The organism is Lacihabitans sp. CS3-21 (assembly GCF_024343675.1).
Lineage (GTDB): Bacteria > Bacteroidota > Bacteroidia > Cytophagales > Spirosomataceae > Leadbetterella.
This window is the reverse complement of record NZ_RJUD01000013.1, coordinates 1-22,150: the sequence shown is the minus strand read 5'-3', so window position 1 is coordinate 22,150 and position 22,150 is coordinate 1. Positions and strand designations below refer to the sequence as shown.

Genomic DNA, 22,150 nt, shown 5'->3' with positions numbered 1-22,150 from the left:
TATGAGAAAAATCTGGTGGAAATTTTTGGCAGCGGGCCTCTTACTTTATACCGCAATCTTTGGACTAATTGGTGAAGTGCCAAGGCAACCTATATTAAATGAGACCATAAGAAATGTCTATTTTCATGTACCGATGTGGTTCGGTATGATGGCCTTGATGATTTCCTCTTTGGTTTATTCTATCAAATATTTGAGAAACGGACAAGTCCAAGACGATGTGTACGCCGTAGAATTTGCCAACGTGGCCATTGTTTTTGGAGTTTTGGGTTTTATAACTGGCTCTATTTGGGGAAATTACACTTGGGGAGACCCACTACCAAAAGACCCCAAAATCATAGCCGTTGAGGTTGGCTTACTTATTTACTCGGCTTACTTTGTACTACGAGGCTCATTTGAAGACGAACAAAAGAAAGCTAGACTTTCGGCAGTTTACAACATATTTGCCTTTGCATCATTTATGCCTTTGGTGTGGATATTGCCTCGCCTTACAGACTCTTTACATCCTGGCAATGGTGGAAATCCAGCATTTGGAAAATACGATATGGACAGTAATATGCGTATGGTATTTTACCCAGCTATTCTCGCTTGGATTTTGGTGGGTGTTTGGATATCGTCGCTTAGAATTAGAATAAAATTATTGAATAACCATTTACAAGACAACCTATGAGTTTATTGAATTTGCAAGATGTAGAAATGGCGGATGCCTTCAGAGCAGACGGTAAAATATATGTGGTAGTAGCTGTTGTATCCATAGTAGTTCTAGGTTTAATAGCCTACCTATTCAGTATCGACAGGAAAGTTAGTAAACTAGAAAAAGAAATTAAGAAATAGTTTTGGAGACGAAAAACTTCATAAACTAAATATAACAAAAATGAAAAAAACACATATCATTGCATTGGTGGTCATAGCTATTGCAATCACAATGATAATTTCAACCATAGGTGATGCCAGTACCTATGCCTCTTTCAAAGAAGCCAAAGAAATGGCCGAAAATGGTGATAAGGGATCTATCCACGTGGTGGGTGAATTGATAAAAGGAGCTGATGGCAAACCATTGGGAATGAAATATGAACCATCGGTAGACCCCAATCATTTTGAATTTATGATGCGTGACTCTTTAAACAATGAAGAGTTGGTAGTGTTTAAACAACCAAAGCCGCAGGATATGGATAAGTCTGAAAAAGTGGTAGTGGTAGGTCACATGGACTTGAATACCAAACAATTTGAGGCTGAACAAATTCTATTAAAGTGTCCATCGAAATACAACAACGGCGAATTGAAAGTCGAAAGTGAATGATTGCCACCAAATCAAGTATAAATATTGATCTTTTTCTAGAGAACTGTATAGAGCAAAAATTTCCTTTTGCCCTATACAAAATGCCCAATACTTCGCAAGTCAAGCTGATAGTTAGTTTTGATAAATCTGAAAACAGAAAAAGGATTGACTTTGACGAATGTGGCTCGGGGTTTGTCATGGCTCCATACGACAAAGAAAACGAACTCCCTTACTTTTACAAAAACGACTTCGAAGTAGATATTAAAGACTTTTCAGATATTGAAGTGCCAGAATATTTGAAGGATAAATTTGAATTATCAAAATATATTCTTAGTGAAAACTTCTCATTGAAAGGCAAAAATGATTCATGTGATAGGCAATCGCACAAAAAGAAAGTGGAGGCTGTAATAGTTTGCATACAGAATGGAGAAGCCAAAAAAGTAGTTCTTTCTAGAAAGAAACATTTGGGAGAAATTGCTGAAAATAACCTTTTAAAAGGTTTCCAAAACCTTTCAAAATCCAATCCTAGCGGATTTGTATCTTTGGTAAATGTACCTTGGAAAAATCAAATATGGCTCGGGGCATCTCCTGAAATATTGGTTTCTCAAGACGAAAATGGCATGTTTAAAACGGTGTCTTTAGCTGGTACGCAATCCGCCATCGACAAAAATGGTAACGAAATCAGGCCATTAGATGCTCTTTGGTCGCACAAGGAAATAGAAGAACAAGCCTTCGTAGGACGTTATATAATAAATTGTCTTAAGAAAATCAGAGTTAGAGAATTTTTAGAAGAAGGCCCCAAAACTGTAAAAGCAGGCAACTTACTCCACTTAAACACCAGCTACAGCATAGATACCAAAGAAATAAATTTCAGCAATTTAAGTTCTGTGATGTTAGATCTTCTCCATCCTACGCCTGCCGTTTGTGGAATGCCCAAAGAGGCTGCTGAGAGCATCATTGAGAAAATAGAGGAATACGACAGAGAATTTTATAGCGGCTATCTGGGTCCAGTAAACATTGATAACAACAGTCATTTGTTTGTAAATATCCGCACCCTGAAAATCGAAAACCAGCAAGTTTATGCCTTCGCTGGAGGTGGAATTACCGAAGATTCTGATCCAGAAAAGGAATGGAATGAAACAGAAATTAAACTACAGACTATTTTAAGATCCTTCTCTTAAAGAATAAAGTTTCTCATCTTTTGGATTTTTTTTATTGATTTTTATTCAAATTAATTATGGTTTCTCCAAAAATAAAGAATAAAACTAAGCACCTACAAATCAATCATTTAAAATAATATTATTATATATTATCCAAATAAATTTGATAATATAATAGAAATACGATAGTTTTATAAAAGAGAAAATATTTTTTTGGCATGATTAATGTAATACCCTAAAAAATATTCCTAATAGATCATTTGAGAAAACTCTAATAAAATGCAGAAACTAGCTCTAAGTCAATCACTCCAACAGAGGCTTTCCCCTCAACAAATACAATTCATCAAATTGCTTCAGATTCCAACGGCTGAATTAAACCAAAGGATTGAAGAAGAGTTAGAAATCAATCCTGCTCTCGAGGAAGGAATGGAAATTCAAGAAAGAAACCAAGATGACGATATCTATGGTGATAATTCAGGTTCCTCTGATGATGAATTTAACAACGACTATAATGAATATGACAGTTTAGATACCTATAATTTAAACGAACTCAATGTAAAAGAGTATATCAATCAAGATGAATACTCAGGTTATAAAATGGCCAGTGATGGTTGGGGAGAGGAAGAAAAAGATACAATGCCAGTTGTGGCCATCGATTCGCTATCAGAATCTCTTTTGCAGCAATTGGGCTTTTTAAGACTCAATGAGCGTGAAACTCAAATTGGGCAGCAGCTTATAGGATCTATCGAAGACGATGGATATTTGAGAAGACCCATTAGATCGATATGCAATGATTTAGCTTTTGGTCAGAATATTTATTGTTCGGAAGATGAAGTAATCACAATTCTGAAAAAAATACAAAAATTCGAACCAGCTGGAATCGGAGCCAGAGATTTACAAGAATGTCTGATTCTTCAATTAGAAAAAAACAGAAACTCACTAGAAAACAATATTGCCCTTACTATTCTAGAGGATCATTTTGAAGAATTTACAAAAAAACATTTTGACAAAATTCAGAGAAAATTAAGCATTGAAGACGAGACTTTAAAGAAATCGCTAGGTCTGATTACACGATTGAACCCGAAACCAGGCAATATGGGCTCTTCGGAAAACAACGTGGCTTATTTGATGGCCGACTTTATAGTTTCTTCAGTTAACGGAAAACTAGAAATTGTCTTGAATTCGAAAAATGCTCCTCAGTTGAGAGTGAGCAGGTCGTTTTCAGAAATGCTCGATACCTACGACAAAAGCGACAAACAAAATCGCCACATCAAAGAAACGGTGAGCTTTGTAAAACAAAAACTCGATGCAGCAAAATGGTTTATAGATGCCATCAAACAAAGACAACAAACCCTTTTGAAAACCATGGAAGCCATTGTGGTTTATCAACAAGAGTTTTTCAATGAAGGCGACGAAAATAAACTTAAACCAATGATTCTAAAGGACATAGCTGAAAGAATCGACATGGATATTTCAACAGTATCTAGGGTTGCCAACAGCAAATCTGTGCAAACCGACTTTGGTATTTACCCATTGAAATATTTCTTCTCAGAAGGTATTGCTACCGATAACGGAGAGGAAGCATCGAGCAGAGAAGTGAAAAATATTTTGAAAGAACTGATAGAAAGCGAACCAAAACATTCGCCACTTTCTGACGACAAACTGGAAAAACTTCTTAAAAAACGTGGTTATAACATTGCTCGTAGAACTGTTGCCAAATACAGAGAGCAATTGGCCATCCCAGTGGCTAGATTAAGAAAAGAAATGTAAGAAATTTATTAATATTTCATATAAAAAAGAAGAATCCTATTCAGAACGAGTAGGATTTTTTGTTATTCGCAAACAGAATTTTACCGTAGCTTAGCATTTAAAACCTTATATTTGTGATGTTTTTCTATATATAAAACCAATTGCTGAAAACAAAGTGCAGTTAAAAGTATCAAAATTCCTTTCCTATGTTTTGCACCCAGTATTTATGCCTACTTACTTGGTTTTGATACTCAAAGTGTTTGCACCTCTATCTCTATTTTATAGCTTTTTTACCTTAAAAAGCTTCGCAGTATTTATTTCAATCATTTTTCTTTATACAGCCGTATTTCCCATTTTATTGGTTTTTTGGCTAAATAATACCAAATCTGTTTCGGACATAGAAATGTCGAATACCAAAGAAAGACCCAAGGTTTACCTCATCACGTCGGGTTTCTTCATTTCGCTTTCATATTTTTTTTACTCTAAAGGCGGTTTGTTGGAACCCACCGCTTTCCTGATTGCTATTATGGTAGTCAATATTTTGGGTTTGGCACTTTTTTCCATAAAAGAAAAAATCAGTGCCCATGCCTCAGCCCTGGCATGCATCTTAGCAGTGAATTTTACCGTATATATCAAATTCGTCGAACAAAACCTTTATCTACCTATTCTAGGATTAGTACTGTTACTAGGAATTCTTTCTTCATCTAGGTTAATTTTGGGAGCACATACCCTCAAACAAATAGCTCTAGGTATAGTTTGGGGCCTTTTTACAGGTGTTTTAGGGACGATTTATCTTTTATAAATTTATGAAAATCAAAATTGGAACAAGAGGAAGCCTCTTGGCACTTTGGCAGGCCGATTACATTCAATCTAAGTTAGAATCAGCAAGTATAGACACAGAAATTGTAATTATAGAAACCAAAGGTGACAAAATATTAGACAGGGCTTTGTCAAAAATTGGAAGTAAAGGTGTTTTTACGGAAGAATTGGAGGAGCAACTTCATAGCGGTGCCATAGACATTGCCGTTCACAGTGCCAAAGACTTACAGTCTGAGTTAGATGAATCTCTTTCAATTATTGCTTTTACGGAAAGAGAAAAAATAAATGACGTTTTGGTGAGCCACAAAGAAATTAACATTACCAAAGAGTTAGTAGTAGGCACTTCCTCCACCAGAAGAGTTGCCATGTTGAAAGCCTATTTTCCGCATTTTAAGATTGTGGATATGAGAGGAAATCTCCAAACTCGTATCAAAAAAATGGAAGACGGTGCTTGTGATGCCATTTTATTGGCCTTTGCAGGGGTAAACCGCATGAAATACAATGACATGATACGCCATGAGTTTGACAATGAACAATTTGTCCCGCCAGTAGGTCAAGGAACGGTTGCGGTAGAAATCTCGAACAAATTAGATGGGAATAAGGCATCAAGAATAAGAGAAATCTGTAACGATCCTGAAACTGAGCAATGTCTTTTGGCAGAGCGAGCGTATTTAAGAGAACTCAAAGGTGGCTGCTCCATTCCAGTATTTGGGAACGGTATTTTAGTCGAAAATAAAGTACATTTTACGGCTGGAATTATCTCTTTGGATGGTCAAAAAATAATAAAAGTTAAAGAAATACAAAAAAACGAGACTCCTGAAGAGCTTGGCACAAAATTGGCAATTAGAATACTATCCGAAGGTGGAAAAGAAATTTTAGAATCAATTAAAGCCCAATTGTAAGTATAATGAAGAAATGTTTTTTAATTCTCGTTGTTTTTATGGCTTTCCTACAAGCCAATGCCCAAAGGAAGGACTATCTTTTGACACTAACAACCTCAAAAGGAGTAGCCCACATGGTGCTCTATGATGAAACGCCATTGCACAAAGCCAATTTTTTAAAGCTAGTAAAAGAGCATTATTATGATAGTCTTCTTTTCCATAGAGTTATAGAAAAGTTCATGATTCAAGGTGGCGACCCCAACTCAAAAAATGCCAAAGCTGGAGCAAGACTGGGTTCTGGTGGTGGTAATTTGGAGAAAATCCCATTTGAATTTACTCCACTAAGAGTTCATAAAAAAGGAGCTTTGGCGGCCGCTAGCAACGGAAATCCAGAAAAAATGTCAAACCCCGTTCAATTTTATATCGTACAAGGAAGAAAGTTATCGGATGAAGAAGTATCTAAAGTAGAAAAAACGAACGACATAAAATACACCAATAAGCAACGTGCTGATTATCTAAGTGTGGGAGGCTACCCTTCTTTAGATAATAAATACACGGTTTTTGGTGAAGTTGTTGATAACTTCAAGCTGATTGATGAGATAGCAGCGGTTCAAAAAGACGAATTTAACCGACCTGTAGAAGACGTGAAGATGGTCATCACTGCTAAAAAAACACGTAAGAAAAAAATCACCAGAGTTTACGGTTACAAATACGAAAAAAAGAAGTAATTTTTTAGGTAAAAAATAAAATTTTAAGCCCTATTTTGCATTAAAAATGGGGCTTTCTTTTGTCAAGCTAATTAAATAAATGAAAAAAATTCTTGTTACTGGCTCGAATGGGCTTTTGGGTCAAAAATTAATTGAAAAATTATCAAAAACCGAAAATATTGAGGTAATTGCTACTGCAAGAGGTGAAAACCGTTTACCATTTAGCGAGAACTATCGATTTATTAGCCTTGACATTACAAAAAAAGAAGAGGTCGATTCGGTTTTTGATACTGAAAAACCAGACGTAGTTATTCATACTGCGGCTATGACCAACGTAGACCAATGCGAAACAGAAAAAGATGCTTGCTGGGATTTGAATGTAAAGGCAGTTGAATATCTTTTAGCGTCCTCCAAAAAACACAATTCGTTTTTTGTTCACCTTTCTACCGACTTTATTTTTGATGGCAAAGAAGGCCCTTATGACGAACAAGCTGAAGCAAACCCACTAAGCTTTTATGGCTGGAGCAAATACGCAGCTGAAAAATTGGTCATAAATTCTGACGTAAAATGGGCCATTGCCCGCACAGTTTTGGTTTATGGAATCGCCCACGATATGAGCCGTACCAATATCATTCTTTGGGTAAAAAATTCGCTAGAACAAGGCAAAAGCATAAATGTAGTTAACGACCAATGGAGAACACCCACGCTGGCAGAAGACTTAGCTGATGGATGTATACTCATTGCTCAAAAAGAAGCTGAAGGCATATTTAACATATCAGGAAAAGACCTCTTGAACCCTTTCCAAATGGCGATTATGACGGCCGATTATTTTAATTTAGACAAGTCCCTCATCACTGAAGTTGACGGAACTAAATTCACTCAACCAGCCAAACGCCCAGCCAAAACGGGTTTTATTTTGGATAAACCTATCGAAGTTCTAGGGTTCAATCCAAAGACTTTCCAAGAAGGAATTGCTTTTGTGGCTGAACAGATAGGGAAATAATTACTTCCCTTCCTTTATCAATTTTACCCCAAACAATTCTTTGGATTGGGTGTAAATGTAGGTCACAATAACCAAAGTCATAGCTCCGCCGAAAATAACAGACGGTACGGTTCCTAAAAGTTTTGCGGCAAGGCCAGACTCAAAGGCTCCTAGTTCGTTAGACGTACTTACAAAAACACCATTGACTGCACTTACACGTCCACGCATGTGATCAGGTGGAAGAATTTGTAAAATGGTGGATCGCACTACCACACTTATGCTGTCAAAAGCACCTGTAAAAAACAAAGCAAAACAAGAGAGATAAAAATTAGTGGAAACCGCAAAAACCAAGGTGGCTATTCCGAAACCTGCAACCGCTAATAACATGTTTCTCCAGGCTTTATTGGTTGGTGGGAAGTAAGCAGTTCCTAACATCACCAAAACCGCCCCGACTGCCGGTGCTGCCCTCAAAAAACCTAATCCTTCTGCTCCCACATGCAAAATATCTTTAGCAAAAACTGGTAACATGGCTATTACACCTCCAAAAAGCACCGAAAACATGTCTAAAACTATGCTGTACCACATAATTTTGTTTTTTCTTACAAATCCGTAACCTTCTCTTAGGCTGTCCATCAAATTGGCCTTGGTTTGGTTTTTTATTTCTTTTTTTGAAATTTGAGCGGCAAGTAAAACCGTTAAAATTAAAAATGCCAAAACTACCCAAAGTGAACTTATAAATCCTACGAAGGCATACAAAAAACCGCCCAAAACTGGCCCAGCAATGCGACCGATTTGCCAAAACTGTGCACTCCAAGAGGCAGAATTTGAATAATGTTCTTCCTTTACCAAAAAAGGCTTAAGCGAAGACCATGAAGGGCTATAAAAACCTCTGGCAACCCCAAATATGAAAACCGAAACATAAATAACCCAAGGCTGATGCTCTTTGTCCAAACTCAAAAGTGAGTTTTCAGAAAGTCCAAAAATTAAAAGGATGGTGACCAAACAAACTACAAAAAAACTCCATAAATAGATTTTCTTTCTATCAAATTTATCTGCCACATACCCCCCAAATAAGGCCAAGGAAATAAACGGAACTGCCTCCGCCAATCCTACCAATCCGAGCGAAAATGGGTCGTGTGTTAACTCATAAAGATAATAAGAGAGAACTATTTCTTGCATCAAAATGGCCAATGTGAAGAACAACTGTGCGGAAACAAAATAGCGAAAATCGGAATATCGAAGGGCAGCGTAAGGGTCTGTTTTTGACATAAATTAAATTTAATCTTTCAAGCAACTTCATGTAGATAAAACTCATCTTTAACATGTCGTTAATAAATAAACTTGATAACAGACAAAATAATTCTATCAGCAACAAAGTTTAATAGACTTAAAATCTAATAAAAATGAAATATCTACTCTTTTCCCTTACCCTTTTAGTATTTACAAGTTGCGACAAAATTCTTTATGAAAACGGCGTGCCTCCTCGTGGCTATGACACCAAAGACTTTGCTTTGAGTTCCTTTGACAGAATCGAACTCAACAATGCTTTTTTTGTAACTATCGTAAAATCAACAGAATCAAAAGTATCTGCCAAAGGTTCAGGTGATGACATTGACGACTTGGAAGTTACGGTTACCAACGGCAAATTGGACATCAGATATGATAAAAGAATTAGAATAAAACAACTCAAAAGATACAAAATGGAGTTGGTGGTTTATACACCCAACATAACTGAAATAGATGCAAAATCTGCCTCAGATACAGAAATTTCTGGCTTTAGCACTATCAACAGCTTTATTGCAAGCGTTTCGGGTGCTTCTACACTTCGACTGAATAATACTGTAAAATCTCTGACAGCTGACATCAGCGGAGCATCTAAAATAATCTTGCCTTTAAAAGTTGAAAATATAGATGCTGAAATTTCTGGAGCATCTACGCTGGATGGTTTTGATGCCAATAGCACCGAAGTATTTCTCGAATTATCTGGAGCCAGCAAAGCAGAAGTTAGTGCTTCTAAAACCCTTAGCGTAAAAGCCAGTGGTGCCAGCAAAGTTTTCTACAAAGGTGAACCAAAAATCACCGAAGATTTATCGGGTGGTAGTAAGGTGAGTAAGGAGTAAGGAATCTCATTTAATTGGTAAAAAAAAGGGCTTTTGCCCTTTTTTTGTTTAACACAATCTTACCAAAAACATTATCTATGTAGAAATTAACAAATTATTAAATGGATAAATAGCCTTGTTACATTACCTACAAGATCCTATTCAGTCCTCCATCCACATCACAATAACTTTTTTTGTCAGAATCCATATGTTGCTTTCCCCATTGGTACATGCTATCAATAATTGGTAATATACTAGAGCCATAGGGCGTAATTTTGTATTCAACTCTTGGAGGAATTTCGGCATATATTATTCTTTCAATTATTCCATCAGACTCTAATTCTCTTAGTTGATTCGTCAATGTTTGCTTACTTATTTCAGTGATATTTTTCAATAACAAACTGTACCTATTTCGGTCTGTTCGAATCATGTGAATAATACTTGGTTTCCATTTTCCACCAATAATATTCATGCAATATACCACGGGGCAATTTCCTGGTGTAAAGTCTTTGGTCTTCCTAATAGTAGAATTTTCCATTGGTCTAAAATTTTAGCCTATACACAATAATATTATCAATACAGATATAATAGACAAAGGTAATACTTTTGCAGAATTAAAATTAAATTGAAAAAAATGAAAAGAATTACCGTTTTAATAACAATGCATTTTGACAATTCGAAAGGAAATTTTGAAGAATTAAGACAAAAAGAAATGGCTCATATGAAAAGTTGGAAAGAAGAAGATATTTTGGAGAATTTCTACATTAAAGCAGAAAAAGATGGAGCAAAACTTATCTTCAAAAATATAGAGTTGGAGCAAGTAGTAAAGAATATTGAAAGCCTTCCATTATTTCCTTACATGGAAAAAGTGGAATATCTAAATTTTGATAAAATATTCTAAATCAATAATAAAAAAAGGGCTTTCGCCCTTTTTTTTATAATATCTCCGCCACTTTCTCGTCTTCCTGTGCAAAGGGCTGTTTGTATAATCGCTTGCCTGTTGCTTTGAAGATTGCATTGGCCAAAGCCCCGCCCGTAGGTGGCAATGCTGGCTCGCCAAGACCTGTTGGGTCTATACCATTATCCACAAAATAGGCATCAATTTCTGGCACTTCGTTGAATCTTATCAATCTGTATTGGTCAAAATTCGTTTGTTTTGGTGCACCATTTTCGAAGTTTAGATTTCCGTACATCGCATGTCCAAGTCCATCTACAATGGCCCCATATATTTGATTTCTAGCCCCACTTTGGTTGATTACAATTCCGCAGTCAGTTACCGCAAAAACTTTCTTGAGCGTTGGTTTACCTTTTTTCATTTCTACCTCGGCTATCTGTGCCACATAGGAATTGTGAGAGAAATAAACACTAAAACCTTGGTGCAATCCTTTCTTGGCACTCCCCCACTTCGCTCTTTCTGCTACGGTGGTGATTACTTTTTCAAATCTCAAAGGCTCATAAGTTATTTTTCCTACAGGTTTTTCAATCGCTTTTTTTAGCAATTCCAAACGCAATTTTACTGGGTCTTTTCCTGCAGCAAAAGCTATCTCATCAATAAAAGCTTGCTCGGCATAAGCCAAGAAGTTGGTTATTGGAGCTCTCCAAGGACCTGTAGTGATATCCGACTTATAATCAGCTGATTCTACCAACACATTGTCTATCGCACCAACAGGAAAATTGTCTTGTCTGGTGGAATTTCCGGCATTCAATCCAACGCCTTTCAATGCAAATCCGGTCACATTACCGGCCTTGTCTATCGATGCTTTGAATTTATATCTCACGGCCGGACGATAAATTCCACCGCTCATGTCGTCTTCACGTGTCCACATGAGTTTTACTGGTGCTTTTATCAAAGATGAAACCTCTGCAGCTTCAAGAGCATAGTCGTTGTTCAGTCTTCTACCAAATCCGCCACCCATTTTGGTAAGCTCCACTGTGATATTTTCAACAGGAATATTTAACAGTTTAGCCACTTGATTTTGAGCAGATTGTGGCGTTTGTGTTGGCCCTACCAATTTTACGGAATCCTTTTTCACATCGGCAAAAAAGTTCATTGGTTCCATAGGACTATGAGACAAAAACGGACATTGATACTCTGCTTCGATGATTTTATGGGCCTCAGCAAAAGCCTTTTCTACATCCCCATCTTTTCTTCTCAGCTCAAAAGGCCCGTTTTTCATCATGTCTGTAAAGATTTGGTTGTGCTTTGTATCGCTTTCCAATTCTTTCGTGTTGGTCCAATTGATGGTCAGCACTTTTCGTGCTTTCATAATCGGCCAATTCGACTTTCCAATAATGGCCACTTTATCTTTAAACGAAATCACATCTATCACTCCATCAATTTTCTTTGCTTCGGTAGCATCAAAACTCTTTAATGTTTGACCAAATCCTTGGGGTCTAACTATTTGAGCATAAAGCATTCCAGCTTGTTTGTAGTCCATACCATACTTCGCCTTTCCTGTAAGTACAGTTTTATTATCAACACTTTTTATGGTTTGTCCTATGAGCTTAAATTCCTTGTTGGACTTAAGTGGAATTTCTTTTGGTATTTCCACCGAAACGGCATCATTTACCAAATCGCCATAACTGAGTTTATCACCCTTGGCGTTGATTACAAAGCCTTTATCTGTTTTCAGTGTAGTTGCAGACACATTCCATTTTTTTGCTGCCGCAGCTATAAGTGCATATCTACCAGTAGCTCCCGCTTTTCTTAACCTTTCCCAAGAATGTTTTATGGCCCCGCTACCACCGGTGAGCTGTCTTTCAAAACGCTTGATATCTAAATCGGCTTGTTTTACTACGACTTTCTCCCAATCCACGTCCAATTCTTCAGCTACGATCATAGCAAAAGCGGTTTTTATGCCCTGGCCAATTTCTGGGTTAGGAGAAAAAATCGTGATAACATTGCTGCTGTCGATTGTTAAAAAAGCATTGCTCAACAATTCGTCTTTCAAGTTATCCAAACTGATAATTTCAGCAGTAGAATTGCCTAAACTGTTAAACCCAATCACCAAACCTCCTGAAGTCAGAAGCATGTTTTTCAAAAAGTCTCTTCTGTTATTTTTCATCTTTTTTGAAGTTTAGCAGCAAGTTTAACGGCCTCATTGATACGGTGATACGTGCCACATCTACAAATATGAGCAGACATAGCCATAGAGATTTCTTCCTCATCGGGATTAGGATTCTCCTTCAAAAGAGCAGCAGCGGTCATCATCTGACCCGATTGACAAAAGCCACATTGTGGTACATCTAAAGTGTCCCAAGCTTGTTGAACAGGATGGTCTCCATTTTCTGACAAGCCTTCAATGGTCGTTATTTCTTTTCCGATTGCCAAAGTGACTGGCGTAACGCAAGAGCGAGTAGGCATGCCATCTATATGGACGGTGCAAGCCCCACATTGAGCCATTCCACAGCCATATTTAGTACCAGTAAGATCGAGCGTGTCTCGAAGCACCCAAAGTAGCGGTGTATCTTCCGACACATCTACTTTTAGTTTTTTTCCGTTTATGCTAAGTGAATATTCTGACATTTAATGGTTGATTTTGTACGTCTAAATTACAAAATATTAACCAGAAAAGTCAAATAAGGTTTTAAATTAAGAAATATTGGCCTTTTTAGTAGACAAAAAGCTCATTATGAAGGCTATAAGACCGAAAATTAGAATGAAAAGTATGCCGGTCATGGTGTGCAAAAATGTAGCAAGACTAATTCCGTCTTGATTTGAAAGCCCATAAAGAGCCACAATTTTACCCACCAAAAGGTGATAACTTCCAATTCCACCAATAGTTGGTATGGCCATACCTATTGACCCCATTACCAAAATCGTCAAGACTGCAAGAAAACTCAATGAATCTCCAAGCGAAACGGCTTTGCATAGCAAGTAGGTGGAAACATAGTACATCGACCAAATAAAAAAAGTATGCATAAAAAACTGAGCGGATTTTTCGATTTTAAGAACGCTCAGCAAGCCGCTACGAAGCCCTGCCGTAAAGTCAAAGACTTTTTTTATAAGCCCTATCTTTAAAAACTTATCTTTGTTTTGTTGAAAAATAACCAATCCCAAAACCCCCAAAAGTACCACACCTCCTATAAACAACAATAAATTGGATGGATTTTGATTGCCAAATAAATCGACAAAAAGCGACTTAATTCTACCAAATTCTAGTAATAGATTAATCAAAACCAAAACACCCAAAATCAAAACATCTATAATTCTTTCGGCTATTACTGCTCCAAAAGACTTGTCAAAAGGCACGTTTTCACTTTTTTGCAAACTTGCTGACCGAGCCAACTCTCCGGCTCTTGGAAATACCAAATTGGTCAGGTAACCTATCAAAACAGCTATGGAAGTATTTTTTAAAGATGGTTTATAACCCATTGGCTCAAGCATGATATTCCATCTTGCGGCACGGCTTATGTGAGCCAACAAAGCCAAAATGGCAGCAAAAAGCACCAAAACATAGTTGGCGTCCTTAAAACTTTGTAGGGTTACCAGAATATCAATATCCTTAAAAACCCAGTTGAGCAGTGCTAAGCCTAGGCCAATTGGTAAAACGTATTTTAGTGCTTTCTTCAAACCGTTTATCATTAAGATACTACGCGATTGTTTTCGTCAGGAAAAACGACAGTTGGTTTATGTGCAGCTGCCTCTTCTTGGGTCATCCATGCATAGGAAATGATGATGATGATATCACCAGGTTGTGCTTTTCTGGCTGCAGCACCGTTCAAACAAATAATACCTGTATTTCTTTTACCTTTAATGGCATAGGTTTCAATTCGTTCGCCATTGTTGTTGTTGACAATCTGAACTTTTTCATTCTCCATAATGCCGGCCGCTTCCAAAAGTGCCTCGTCTATGGTTATGCTTCCTACGTAATTGAGTTCCGCTTGCGTAACTTTTACCCTGTGAATTTTTGATTTGAATATGTTAACTAACATCCAACCTATTTTTTTTGCAAAAATACAACCATAATAATGAAATAACAATAAGTCAAAAAACGAGAATGGTACTTAAACGCAAAAAACTCAAAGAAAATCGATTCCAATTAAATTTTGCTCCATCGGATGACCATTCCAACTATTTCCAACCCTCCTCAAACCTATTCTGATAGTTTTTTTGATGCTTGACCTACCTATTTTACAAAATTTATTTTCGTCAGAATGTCTAATGATATTTTTGGTCTAAATTTGCAGTTCAATAAAAATACGTATGTCTAGACCTCAAGTTTACTTTACAGCTGGCCCAGCTGAATTATATCCAAAGTTTGAAGCATATTTGCAGGAGTTTGTGGATTTGCAAATCGGTTCGATTTCGCACAGAAGTGGTCAATTCAAAAAAATCTATCAACATACCGATGAACAACTTAGGATATTAATGAATATTCCTACCGAAAATGCCATCATGTTTACAGGCTCAGCTTCTGAAATTTGGGAAAAATTAGTACTCAGCACAGTAGAACACGAGTCTTTTCATTTGGTAAATGGCTCATTTTCAGCAAAGTTCCACCAATATGCTCAAATGCTTCAAAAACACGCCACGTGTTTTGAAAAACCTTTGGGTCAAGGTTTTTCTTATGGAGAAATTGTGGTTCCTGAGTTTGCAGAGTTGATTTGTACTACCCAAAACGAGACTTCCACAGGCGTGCAAATGCGTGAGGCAGACATTCATAAACTCAAACGAAGCAATAACGACAAATTGATTGCAGTGGACATGGTTTCGTCTGCACCGATTCCAAATCTGGATTTTTCGGTTGTAGATACTGCGTTTTTTTCGGTTCAAAAAAGTTTCGGAATGCCCGCCGGATTGGGCGTTTGGATAGCCAATGAAAGATGCCTTGAAAAAGCTAAACAACTCAAGACCAAAGGAATAAACATAGGAGCTCACCATGACTTACCCACCCTTTGGAAATTTGCCAAAGAATACCAAAACCCAGCAACACCGAACGTAATGGGGATTTTTATTCTTGGTAAAATAGCTGAGGACATGAATAAAATAGGTATAGAAAAAATCAGAAAAGAAACGGACGAAAAAGCCAAAAAGCTTTATAAATATTTTGAAAACAAAGCTGGATACAGTTTATCTGTGAGTGAAAGCGAGCAAAGATCGAGAACTGTGGCGGTTATAAACACCGAAAAGCCTTCTTCTGAAATCATTAATTATTTGAAAGGAAAGAATATGATAATTGGCTCAGGCTATGGACCGGGCAAGGATTCTCAAATTAGAATCTCAAATTTCATTGCTAATAGTGCCGAACAAATAGATAATTTATTAAAAGAAGTTGAAAAGTTTTAGAAAATATTGGTTTTCAAAATAAAAACTCCTAATTTTGCAGCCCAATCGAGGAATAATTAGATTTAATCAATAGAGAAATGAAAAAAGATATTCATCCAAATTATAGAGAAGTAGTATTCTGGGACTTGACTTCAGACGAAAAATTCTTGAGCCGTTCATGTGTAGACACTAAGGAAACAATCGTTTTCGAAGATGGCAAAGAGTATCCAGTTTGTAAAGTCGAGGTTAGCTCGAAGTCTCACCCTTTCTATACAGGTAAAAACGTATTGTTAGATACTACAGGACGTGTTGATAAATTCAACAAACGTTACGGCAAAAAATAATTCGTTCAAAAACCTTCTAAAAAGCCTTTTCGAAAATTCGAAAAGGCTTTTTTATTGAGAAAACTCCTATTCCATTGGCAAAAAGATACAATAAAGCCAAATATAAACTTAAGCCTCAAACAAAGAAATGGCTAAAATTGCTGCTCATTGTATTGAGCCCAATTTTGCTTTATGTTTGTTACTACGCTTACAAGGAATTCAAGGCAGGTTTGATAAAATACAAAGCATTCGGCATTTATATTCCTGATCATTATGAAGTGCATGGTATCGATGTATCCCGATATCAACAGATTATCAACTGGAAGTCGGTTAAAGACATGAATATTGAAGGTGTGAGCATAGACTTTGCTTTTCTAAAAGCCACACAAGGTACTCAAACCATTGATTTACAATATTTTCAGAACAGAATCAGGGCAAGAAAAGCAGATGTTCCTGTTGGAGCTTACCACTTTTTTGTAGCCAGTAAGGACCCCGTTCAGCAAGCCGACATTTTTAGTAAAGTGGTTCAAATCAAAAGAGGTGATCTGCCACCGGTGGTGGATATCGAGAAGGAATATCATCAATCTAGTGTCAAAATCAGAAAAAACCTAAAAACTTGGTTGAGGTTAATAGAAAGAAGATATAAGGTAAAACCAATTATTTACACCAACGTAGATTTTTACAAAAATCATTTGGAAGGTTATTTTGAAAGTTACCCCGTTTGGATAGCTCATTACACCAAACTTCGTGAACCAAATATTAACAAAGCTTGGACTTTTTGGCAGCTAAGTGAAGAAGCGACCGTAAATGGCATAAAAGGAAAGGTAGATTTCAATGTATTTAATGGCTCAAAAGAAGAATTTGAAGAACTCAAAATCAAATAGTTACACTTGAATTTCTTTTCAAAAATAAAGGTTGAATAAAAACAGAAAGTAACACTAAAATACCTCCCAAATAAAACTGTGTTGACATCCGCTCACTTTCTCCAAAAATAAAAAAAGCCAACACAACTCCATAAACAGGTTCTAAATTCAGACTTAGGTTAACTGTAAAAACTGATATCTTCTTCATAATTTTTATCATTTGTGCGTGTGGGATAACCGTACAAACCAAGGCCAAGACCAACAACCAAACCCAGTCTTGCTGTGTCATTGCCAAATCTTTCTTTTCGAAAAAGGCCAAATAAACCACCAAACAAACCAAAAATGCCGAACCCAGCTCATAAAAACTAATGAGTTGACTATCAAACCTGTGCGTGAGCTTTGAATTAAAAATCGTGAAAGCCGCACATAAAAATGCTCCTAGAAGTCCAATTAGAATTCCAGAAAGATAATGAGTCTCGAAACTAAACATGATGGCCACGCCAACCACCGCCAACAAACCCAGTAGTATTTCTTTAAAATCTATCTGCTTTTTACCCAAAACTGGCTCTAATAAACTCGTAAAGAATGAGGTGGTAGAAAAAGTAACCAAACTGATGGCTACCGTAGAAACCTTAGCAGAGCCAAAAAAACATAACCAATGTAAACCCAAAAGCAAGCCTACAAAAAGCAACAGTCCGAATTCTCTTAGACTAACCTTTAGATTAACTTTTCTCAAAAACAAAATCAGAAACAAGGCTACTGCGGCCACTAATGTTCTATAAAAAACCACCGCAATTGTACTGGCTTCTATGAGTTTGCCAAGAATCCCAGTAAAACTCAATAGCAAAACCAAAACATGTAATTTTAGATAATCCCTCATAATTCCTAAAAAAGAAAAACCCACCAACTGGCGGGTTTTATTCTATACGTCCTTTAATATTTTTTACTGCTCTATGAGTTCCGCTGATTTCACTCGACTGGGCTGAGCTTTTTTTTTACTTTTTTCCTCTCTTCTAAGCAAAATTCTTTGTTTTAAACTCATCCACTTTTCATAAAGGCTTGATTCCGTAATAAAATCCCAAAACTCAGGTTTTTTCCCTTCTGTTATTACTGTTCTTACTTCATCTGCATCGTATTTCATACCTGTACACAAACAATGTGCTCTATTGGTACGATTTAAAATATCAAAATTCACGCAGCTTGAACAGCCCTTCCAAAATTCATCGTCTTTAGGCAACTCAGAAAAAGGAACAGGCAAATAACCCAACTCCGAATTGATTTTCATTACAGCCAAACTGGTTGTAAGTCCAATGATTTTCGCATCTGGATATTTTGTTCTCGAAAGATTAAATGCTTTTGCCTTGATGGAAGTTGCAATTCCACTTTTCCTGTGATTTGGATGAACAATCAGACCCGAATTGGCCACAAATTTACCGTGTTCCCAAGTTTCTACATAACAAAAACCTACCCACTCACCATCTAAAGTGGTGGCTATTACGGCTTTGTCCTCCATCATTTTTAGACGGATATACTCGGGCGAACGCTTAGCTATACCTGTTCCACGGGCTTTTGCACTAAGTTCCATTTCAGAACATATCTGTTCTGCGTAGTTGAGGTGATTTTGGTCGGCTACCTGAACTATATAATTGCCAATAATACTTTTTTCTATTGTACTCATCGTCATTTGACAGGGTTAAACCCTTAATAGGAGACGGTGTATCCGCGATTGTTAAAGATGAAAAATAAGATAAAGAATAAGGGCGATTCGCTTATAAGCAAAATGCCTCATGCTTGGGTCCTTGCGGACCGCATTCGTCGGAAGGGTGATATGGGAAGGTTAATCTTTACCATTCTTTGTTTTAGTCGATACAAATATAGAATGAATTCTAATCTTACAATAATTATTAATCTTATTTTTTTGTCAATAAATTGTTAAGATTCTCTATCAATTCAGCGACTGAGCATTATTAACGCCTATTATCGTCATTTTCGAACATACTCAAATAGCTCATATAGCGACTTTCAGATATTTCTCCAGCCTCCACAGCATCTTTTACGGCACACTTAGGCTCGTTGATATGTAGGCAGTTATGAAATTTACATTGACCGAGTAAATCTCTGAATTCAGGAAAATAATGAGCGAGTTCTTGATTATCAATGTCCACCAAACCTAGCTCTTTAATACCTGGAGAGTCAATAATGAAAGTTTTGTTGGGCAACTCAAACATCTCTGCAAAAGTAGTAGTATGTACACCTTTGCTAGAAAAATCAGAAATTTCGTTAGTAGCCAAATCCAAATCTGGATCTAAAATATTGATGAGGGTAGATTTTCCCACACCAGAATGTCCAGAAATCAAAGAAATTTTGTTGGCCAATTTTGCAAGAAATTCGTCTATGCCTTTTTTAGTCAGCGTTGAAGTGGAAACACAGTCATAACCCAAGTGCGTGTACAAGTCCATCAATGCATCCTGAAAAATGACGCCTTTTTTGTTCAAAAGGTCAAATTTATTAAATACAATTAGAACTGGAATTCTAAAAGTCTCGGCCGTAACCAAAAATCTATCAATAAAACCCAAAGAAGTTTTAGGACTAGCCAAAGTTACAATTAAAACCAACTGATCAATATTCGAAGCCAAAAGATGACCATGTGCTGTTTTGTGTACAGACTTCCTGACAATGTAGTTTTTGCGTGGGAGAATCTCCTTTATGATACCAATATTTTCGTCCTCTAAATCAAAAACTACTTTGTCACCTACCGAAAGTGGGTTGGTAACTTTCAAATCTTTGATTTTAAACTTCCCTTTCAAGCGACATGAAAACTGGGCATTTTGTTCATCTCGCACCTCATACCAACTGCCCGTCGACCTAAAAACTGTACCTATTTTGTTTTCCAAATTATATGGTTTAAATACAAACAAAACTAACTTAAATTTTTCTTAATATAAAATATAAACCTTTTAATAAAAAAATTATACTATTTTGATAGTTTGGTTTAATATTTGAAGAAATAACCATGTTGAAGCTTATCAAAAGAAAATTGACCTTAAAATAAGATTTTAAGGAAATTTTAAGTACTTGCTAAAACAATTTTTGGAGAAATTACGTTATTTGTTCAATTAAACACAAAAATATTATGAAAAAGGGAGTATTATTCGGATTAGCGGCTTTAGCTGTTGGGGTAGTGGTTTTAACTTTAGGTAAAAAAGACAAACCGTCAAACTATTCAAGACCATACGTAAACAAATGATTGAAGAGCAAAAAATTCAAACATGTTGTAAGCTTTTGTGCTAAATTAAATTTAGCAGATAGGACCCTATTGCCTTTATAATTCCAAAAACCAACACAATTTCATCAATACCCTGCCTTAATTTTTGATTTCAGAATAAATTAACGAAATTTGATTTTCATCATTAAATAAAAAATCAAATGTTTGACACGCTCCTCTATGAAGTGAAGGACGGTAAGTGCTATATTACCCTCAATCGCCCCGAAGTTTTTAATGCACTCAATAACAAGCTATTAACAGAGCTAAATAAGGCTATAACCCATTGTCAAAACGATGAATCCATTAGAGTAGTCATCCTTTCTGGTGGAAGTGGCAAAGCTTTTTGTTCTGGGGCAGATTTAAAATCTGGAATAACAGACTCGAACCTTGGCAATGTTCTAAAGGCTACTTATAACCCACTAATTACGGGTATGAAGGCTTTGAAAAAGCCCATAATATGTAAACTAAACGGAATGGCTGCTGGTGCTGGAATGTCACTTGCTTTGGCATGTGATGTGATAATTGCAGACAAAGACACCTATTTGACAGAACTTTTCGTTGGAATAGGCTTACTACCTGATGCGGGTTCTATGTATTTTTTACCTAGATTAATAGGAACCTTGAAGACCTTTGAACTTTGTAGTACTGGTAGGAAAGTATTTATGGAAGAGGCTCTTCAGCTTGGCTTGGTAAACAAAATTGTTGATTCAGCGTTTTTAACTGAGGAAGTGGAAAAAATGGCAGATTTTTATGCCAAATCAGCCACAAAAAGTATTGGCTTGATGAAAAATATCTTAAATAAATCGTTTGAAAATGACCTTGAAGGTGTCCTTAACCTTGAAGCAGAAGGCCAAACCCAATGTGGTTATAGCCATGATTTTGCAGAGGGTGTAATGGCCTTTTTACAAAAAAGAGAAGCCAGTTTTCAGGGGAAATGATACAAATGTATGTATTAGAAAATTATTAATTTATTTTAGAGATATTCAGATTAATTATAAAATCAATATATTTTTTAGGATTAAATCAAGTTGCCTTTGCAAAACACCAAACTCAAAATACAATATTAGAAGTGCTTTTTATAAATTAGCTTTTTGGTACAACAAACATCGAGTATGTCAGAAACAATTAAAGAACGTAGTTTGAATTTCGTTGAAGAAATCGTCGAAGCTGATCTAAAATCAGGAAAACATAATGGCAGGTTGCTTACACGTTTCCCACCTGAACCTAATGGCTATTTACACATTGGCCATGCTAAATCCATTTGTTTAAATTTCGGACTAGCTCAAAAATATGGTGGTGGCACTAATCTTCGTTTTGACGACACCAATCCAGTAACCGAAGACACAGAATATGTAGATTCTATCAAAAATGATTTGAGGTGGTTAGGTTTTAACTGGACCAACGAAATGTATGCTTCTGACTATTTTGACCAACTCTTTAAATATGCAAAAAAACTCATTACCAAAGGCTTAGCCTATGTAGATGACAGCTCTGCTGAGGAAATGGCCACTCAAAAAGGATCCCCGAACGCTCCGGGAGATGAAAGTCCATACAGAAACAGAACGGTAGAAGAAAATTTGAGCCTGTTTGATGGAATGGCCAATGGCGATTTTGCTGAAGGAAGTAGAGTATTAAGAGCAAAAATAGACATGACATCTAGCAATATGCTCATGCGTGACCCTATTATTTATAGAATTAAGTTTGCGGAACACCACCGTACTGGCAACAAATGGTGTATTTATCCCATGTATGACTTTG

25 protein-coding genes are annotated in these 22,150 nt (G+C 36.5%); 16 read left to right on the top strand and 9 right to left on the bottom strand.

All coding sequences use genetic code 11. The features are described from left to right. Position 1: 1 nt before the first annotated feature. The 9 genes from ccsA to EGI24_RS09655 all read left to right on the top strand — a co-directional run bounded on the left by ccsA (position 2) and on the right by EGI24_RS09655 (position 7,595). Complete coding sequence (gene ccsA / locus EGI24_RS09695) at positions 2 to 667, top strand: cytochrome c biogenesis protein CcsA (RefSeq protein ID WP_255048179.1); 666 nt, start codon at positions 2 to 4, stop codon at positions 665 to 667. Beyond that, positions 664 to 831, top strand: coding sequence for a CcmD family protein (locus tag EGI24_RS09690; RefSeq protein WP_255048178.1), 168 nt, complete (start codon positions 664 to 666; stop codon positions 829 to 831). The genes ccsA and EGI24_RS09690 overlap by 4 nt, the downstream gene beginning before the upstream one ends. Before the next feature lie 40 nt (positions 832 to 871). Continuing rightward, positions 872 to 1,297 carry a cytochrome c maturation protein CcmE gene (locus EGI24_RS09685; RefSeq protein WP_255048177.1) on the top strand — a complete coding sequence of 142 codons (426 nt, stop codon included), beginning with the start codon at positions 872 to 874 and terminating at the stop codon, positions 1,295 to 1,297. Beyond that, on the top strand, positions 1,294 to 2,457 hold the full coding sequence (locus EGI24_RS09680) for a chorismate-binding protein (RefSeq protein WP_255048176.1): 1,164 nt from the start codon (positions 1,294 to 1,296) through the stop codon (positions 2,455 to 2,457). Before EGI24_RS09685 ends, EGI24_RS09680 begins: the two co-directional genes overlap by 4 nt. 258 nt (positions 2,458 to 2,715) lie before the next feature. Then, the gene (gene rpoN, locus EGI24_RS09675) at positions 2,716 to 4,206 is read left to right on the top strand and encodes an RNA polymerase factor sigma-54 (RefSeq protein WP_255048175.1); all 1,491 of its coding nucleotides are present in this window, start codon (positions 2,716 to 2,718) and stop codon (positions 4,204 to 4,206) included. Positions 4,207 to 4,360: 154 nt separating this feature from the next. Then, a complete protein-coding gene (locus EGI24_RS09670) occupies positions 4,361 to 4,987 on the top strand; it encodes a hypothetical protein (RefSeq protein WP_255048174.1) in 627 nt (208 codons plus the stop codon). A gap of 4 nt (positions 4,988 to 4,991) precedes the next feature. Continuing rightward, on the top strand, positions 4,992 to 5,906 hold the full coding sequence (gene hemC / locus EGI24_RS09665; protein ID WP_255048173.1) for a hydroxymethylbilane synthase: 915 nt from the start codon (positions 4,992 to 4,994) through the stop codon (positions 5,904 to 5,906). A 5-nt stretch (positions 5,907 to 5,911) separates the two neighbouring features. After that, entirely contained in the window at positions 5,912 to 6,613 is a 702-nt protein-coding gene (locus EGI24_RS09660; protein ID WP_255048172.1) for a peptidylprolyl isomerase, read from the top strand. A gap of 79 nt (positions 6,614 to 6,692) precedes the next feature. Beyond that, complete coding sequence (locus tag EGI24_RS09655; protein WP_255048171.1) at positions 6,693 to 7,595, top strand: SDR family oxidoreductase; 903 nt, start codon at positions 6,693 to 6,695, stop codon at positions 7,593 to 7,595. Here EGI24_RS09655 and EGI24_RS09650 read toward each other — a convergent pair whose 3' ends face one another. After that, positions 7,596 to 8,843, bottom strand: a complete 1,248-nt coding sequence (locus EGI24_RS09650; protein WP_255048170.1) for an MFS transporter — start codon at positions 8,841 to 8,843, stop codon at positions 7,596 to 7,598. A 134-nt stretch (positions 8,844 to 8,977) separates the two neighbouring features. On the opposite strand from EGI24_RS09650, the gene EGI24_RS09645 reads away from it, so the two are divergent. Further along, positions 8,978 to 9,694 carry a head GIN domain-containing protein gene (locus tag EGI24_RS09645; protein WP_255048169.1) on the top strand — a complete coding sequence of 239 codons (717 nt, stop codon included), beginning with the start codon at positions 8,978 to 8,980 and terminating at the stop codon, positions 9,692 to 9,694. A 127-nt stretch (positions 9,695 to 9,821) separates the two neighbouring features. On the opposite strand, the gene EGI24_RS09640 is transcribed toward EGI24_RS09645, so the two are convergent. Next, positions 9,822 to 10,211: a helix-turn-helix domain-containing protein gene (locus EGI24_RS09640; RefSeq protein ID WP_255048168.1), complete on the bottom strand. Its 390-nt coding sequence runs from the start codon at positions 10,209 to 10,211 to the stop codon at positions 9,822 to 9,824. 96 nt (positions 10,212 to 10,307) lie between these two features. On the opposite strand from EGI24_RS09640, the gene EGI24_RS09635 reads away from it, so the two are divergent. After that, complete coding sequence (locus EGI24_RS09635; RefSeq protein ID WP_255048167.1) at positions 10,308 to 10,574, top strand: hypothetical protein; 267 nt, start codon at positions 10,308 to 10,310, stop codon at positions 10,572 to 10,574. 34 nt (positions 10,575 to 10,608) lie between these two features. On the opposite strand, the gene EGI24_RS09630 is transcribed toward EGI24_RS09635, so the two are convergent. The 4 genes from EGI24_RS09630 to panD all read right to left on the bottom strand — a co-directional run bounded on the left by EGI24_RS09630 (position 10,609) and on the right by panD (position 14,608). Beyond that, complete coding sequence (locus tag EGI24_RS09630) at positions 10,609 to 12,738, bottom strand: xanthine dehydrogenase family protein molybdopterin-binding subunit (protein ID WP_255048166.1); 2,130 nt, start codon at positions 12,736 to 12,738, stop codon at positions 10,609 to 10,611. Continuing rightward, entirely contained in the window at positions 12,735 to 13,199 is a 465-nt protein-coding gene (locus tag EGI24_RS09625; protein ID WP_255048165.1) for a (2Fe-2S)-binding protein, read from the bottom strand. The genes EGI24_RS09630 and EGI24_RS09625 overlap by 4 nt, the downstream gene beginning before the upstream one ends. 66 nt (positions 13,200 to 13,265) lie before the next feature. Then, positions 13,266 to 14,258 (bottom strand): lysylphosphatidylglycerol synthase transmembrane domain-containing protein, encoded by a 993-nt coding sequence (locus EGI24_RS09620; protein WP_255048164.1) that lies wholly within the window; start codon positions 14,256 to 14,258, stop codon positions 13,266 to 13,268. Then, positions 14,258 to 14,608: an aspartate 1-decarboxylase gene (gene panD, locus EGI24_RS09615; RefSeq protein ID WP_255038454.1), complete on the bottom strand. Its 351-nt coding sequence runs from the start codon at positions 14,606 to 14,608 to the stop codon at positions 14,258 to 14,260. The genes EGI24_RS09620 and panD overlap by 1 nt, the downstream gene beginning before the upstream one ends. 271 nt (positions 14,609 to 14,879) lie before the next feature. Here panD and EGI24_RS09610 point away from each other — a divergent pair, with 271 nt between their 5' ends. The 3 genes from EGI24_RS09610 to EGI24_RS09600 all read left to right on the top strand — a co-directional run bounded on the left by EGI24_RS09610 (position 14,880) and on the right by EGI24_RS09600 (position 17,148). Continuing rightward, on the top strand, positions 14,880 to 15,962 hold the full coding sequence (locus EGI24_RS09610; protein ID WP_255048163.1) for an aminotransferase class V-fold PLP-dependent enzyme: 1,083 nt from the start codon (positions 14,880 to 14,882) through the stop codon (positions 15,960 to 15,962). 77 nt (positions 15,963 to 16,039) lie between these two features. Then, complete coding sequence (locus tag EGI24_RS09605) at positions 16,040 to 16,285, top strand: type B 50S ribosomal protein L31 (protein ID WP_255038456.1); 246 nt, start codon at positions 16,040 to 16,042, stop codon at positions 16,283 to 16,285. Between the two features lie 74 nt (positions 16,286 to 16,359). Beyond that, the gene (locus tag EGI24_RS09600) at positions 16,360 to 17,148 is read left to right on the top strand and encodes a glycoside hydrolase family 25 protein (protein ID WP_255048162.1); all 789 of its coding nucleotides are present in this window, start codon (positions 16,360 to 16,362) and stop codon (positions 17,146 to 17,148) included. Here EGI24_RS09600 and EGI24_RS09595 read toward each other — a convergent pair. The 3 genes from EGI24_RS09595 to rsgA form a co-directional block, all read right to left on the bottom strand. Further along, the gene (locus EGI24_RS09595) at positions 17,141 to 18,007 is read right to left on the bottom strand and encodes a DMT family transporter (RefSeq protein ID WP_255048161.1); all 867 of its coding nucleotides are present in this window, start codon (positions 18,005 to 18,007) and stop codon (positions 17,141 to 17,143) included. The genes EGI24_RS09600 and EGI24_RS09595 overlap by 8 nt on opposite strands. Before the next feature lie 63 nt (positions 18,008 to 18,070). Continuing rightward, positions 18,071 to 18,811 (bottom strand): GNAT family N-acetyltransferase, encoded by a 741-nt coding sequence (locus EGI24_RS09590; RefSeq protein ID WP_409035475.1) that lies wholly within the window; start codon positions 18,809 to 18,811, stop codon positions 18,071 to 18,073. A 283-nt stretch (positions 18,812 to 19,094) separates the two neighbouring features. Further along, positions 19,095 to 20,021 carry a ribosome small subunit-dependent GTPase A gene (gene rsgA / locus EGI24_RS09585; protein ID WP_255048159.1) on the bottom strand — a complete coding sequence of 309 codons (927 nt, stop codon included), beginning with the start codon at positions 20,019 to 20,021 and terminating at the stop codon, positions 19,095 to 19,097. Positions 20,022 to 20,553: 532 nt separating this feature from the next. Here rsgA and EGI24_RS09580 point away from each other — a divergent pair. Together EGI24_RS09580 and EGI24_RS09575 are read left to right on the top strand one after the other, a co-directional pair. Next, positions 20,554 to 21,330 (top strand): enoyl-CoA hydratase/isomerase family protein, encoded by a 777-nt coding sequence (locus EGI24_RS09580; protein WP_255048158.1) that lies wholly within the window; start codon positions 20,554 to 20,556, stop codon positions 21,328 to 21,330. Positions 21,331 to 21,504: 174 nt separating this feature from the next. Further along, a partial coding sequence (locus EGI24_RS09575; protein ID WP_255048157.1) for a glutamate--tRNA ligase family protein occupies positions 21,505 to 22,150 on the top strand: 646 nt, incomplete at its 3' end.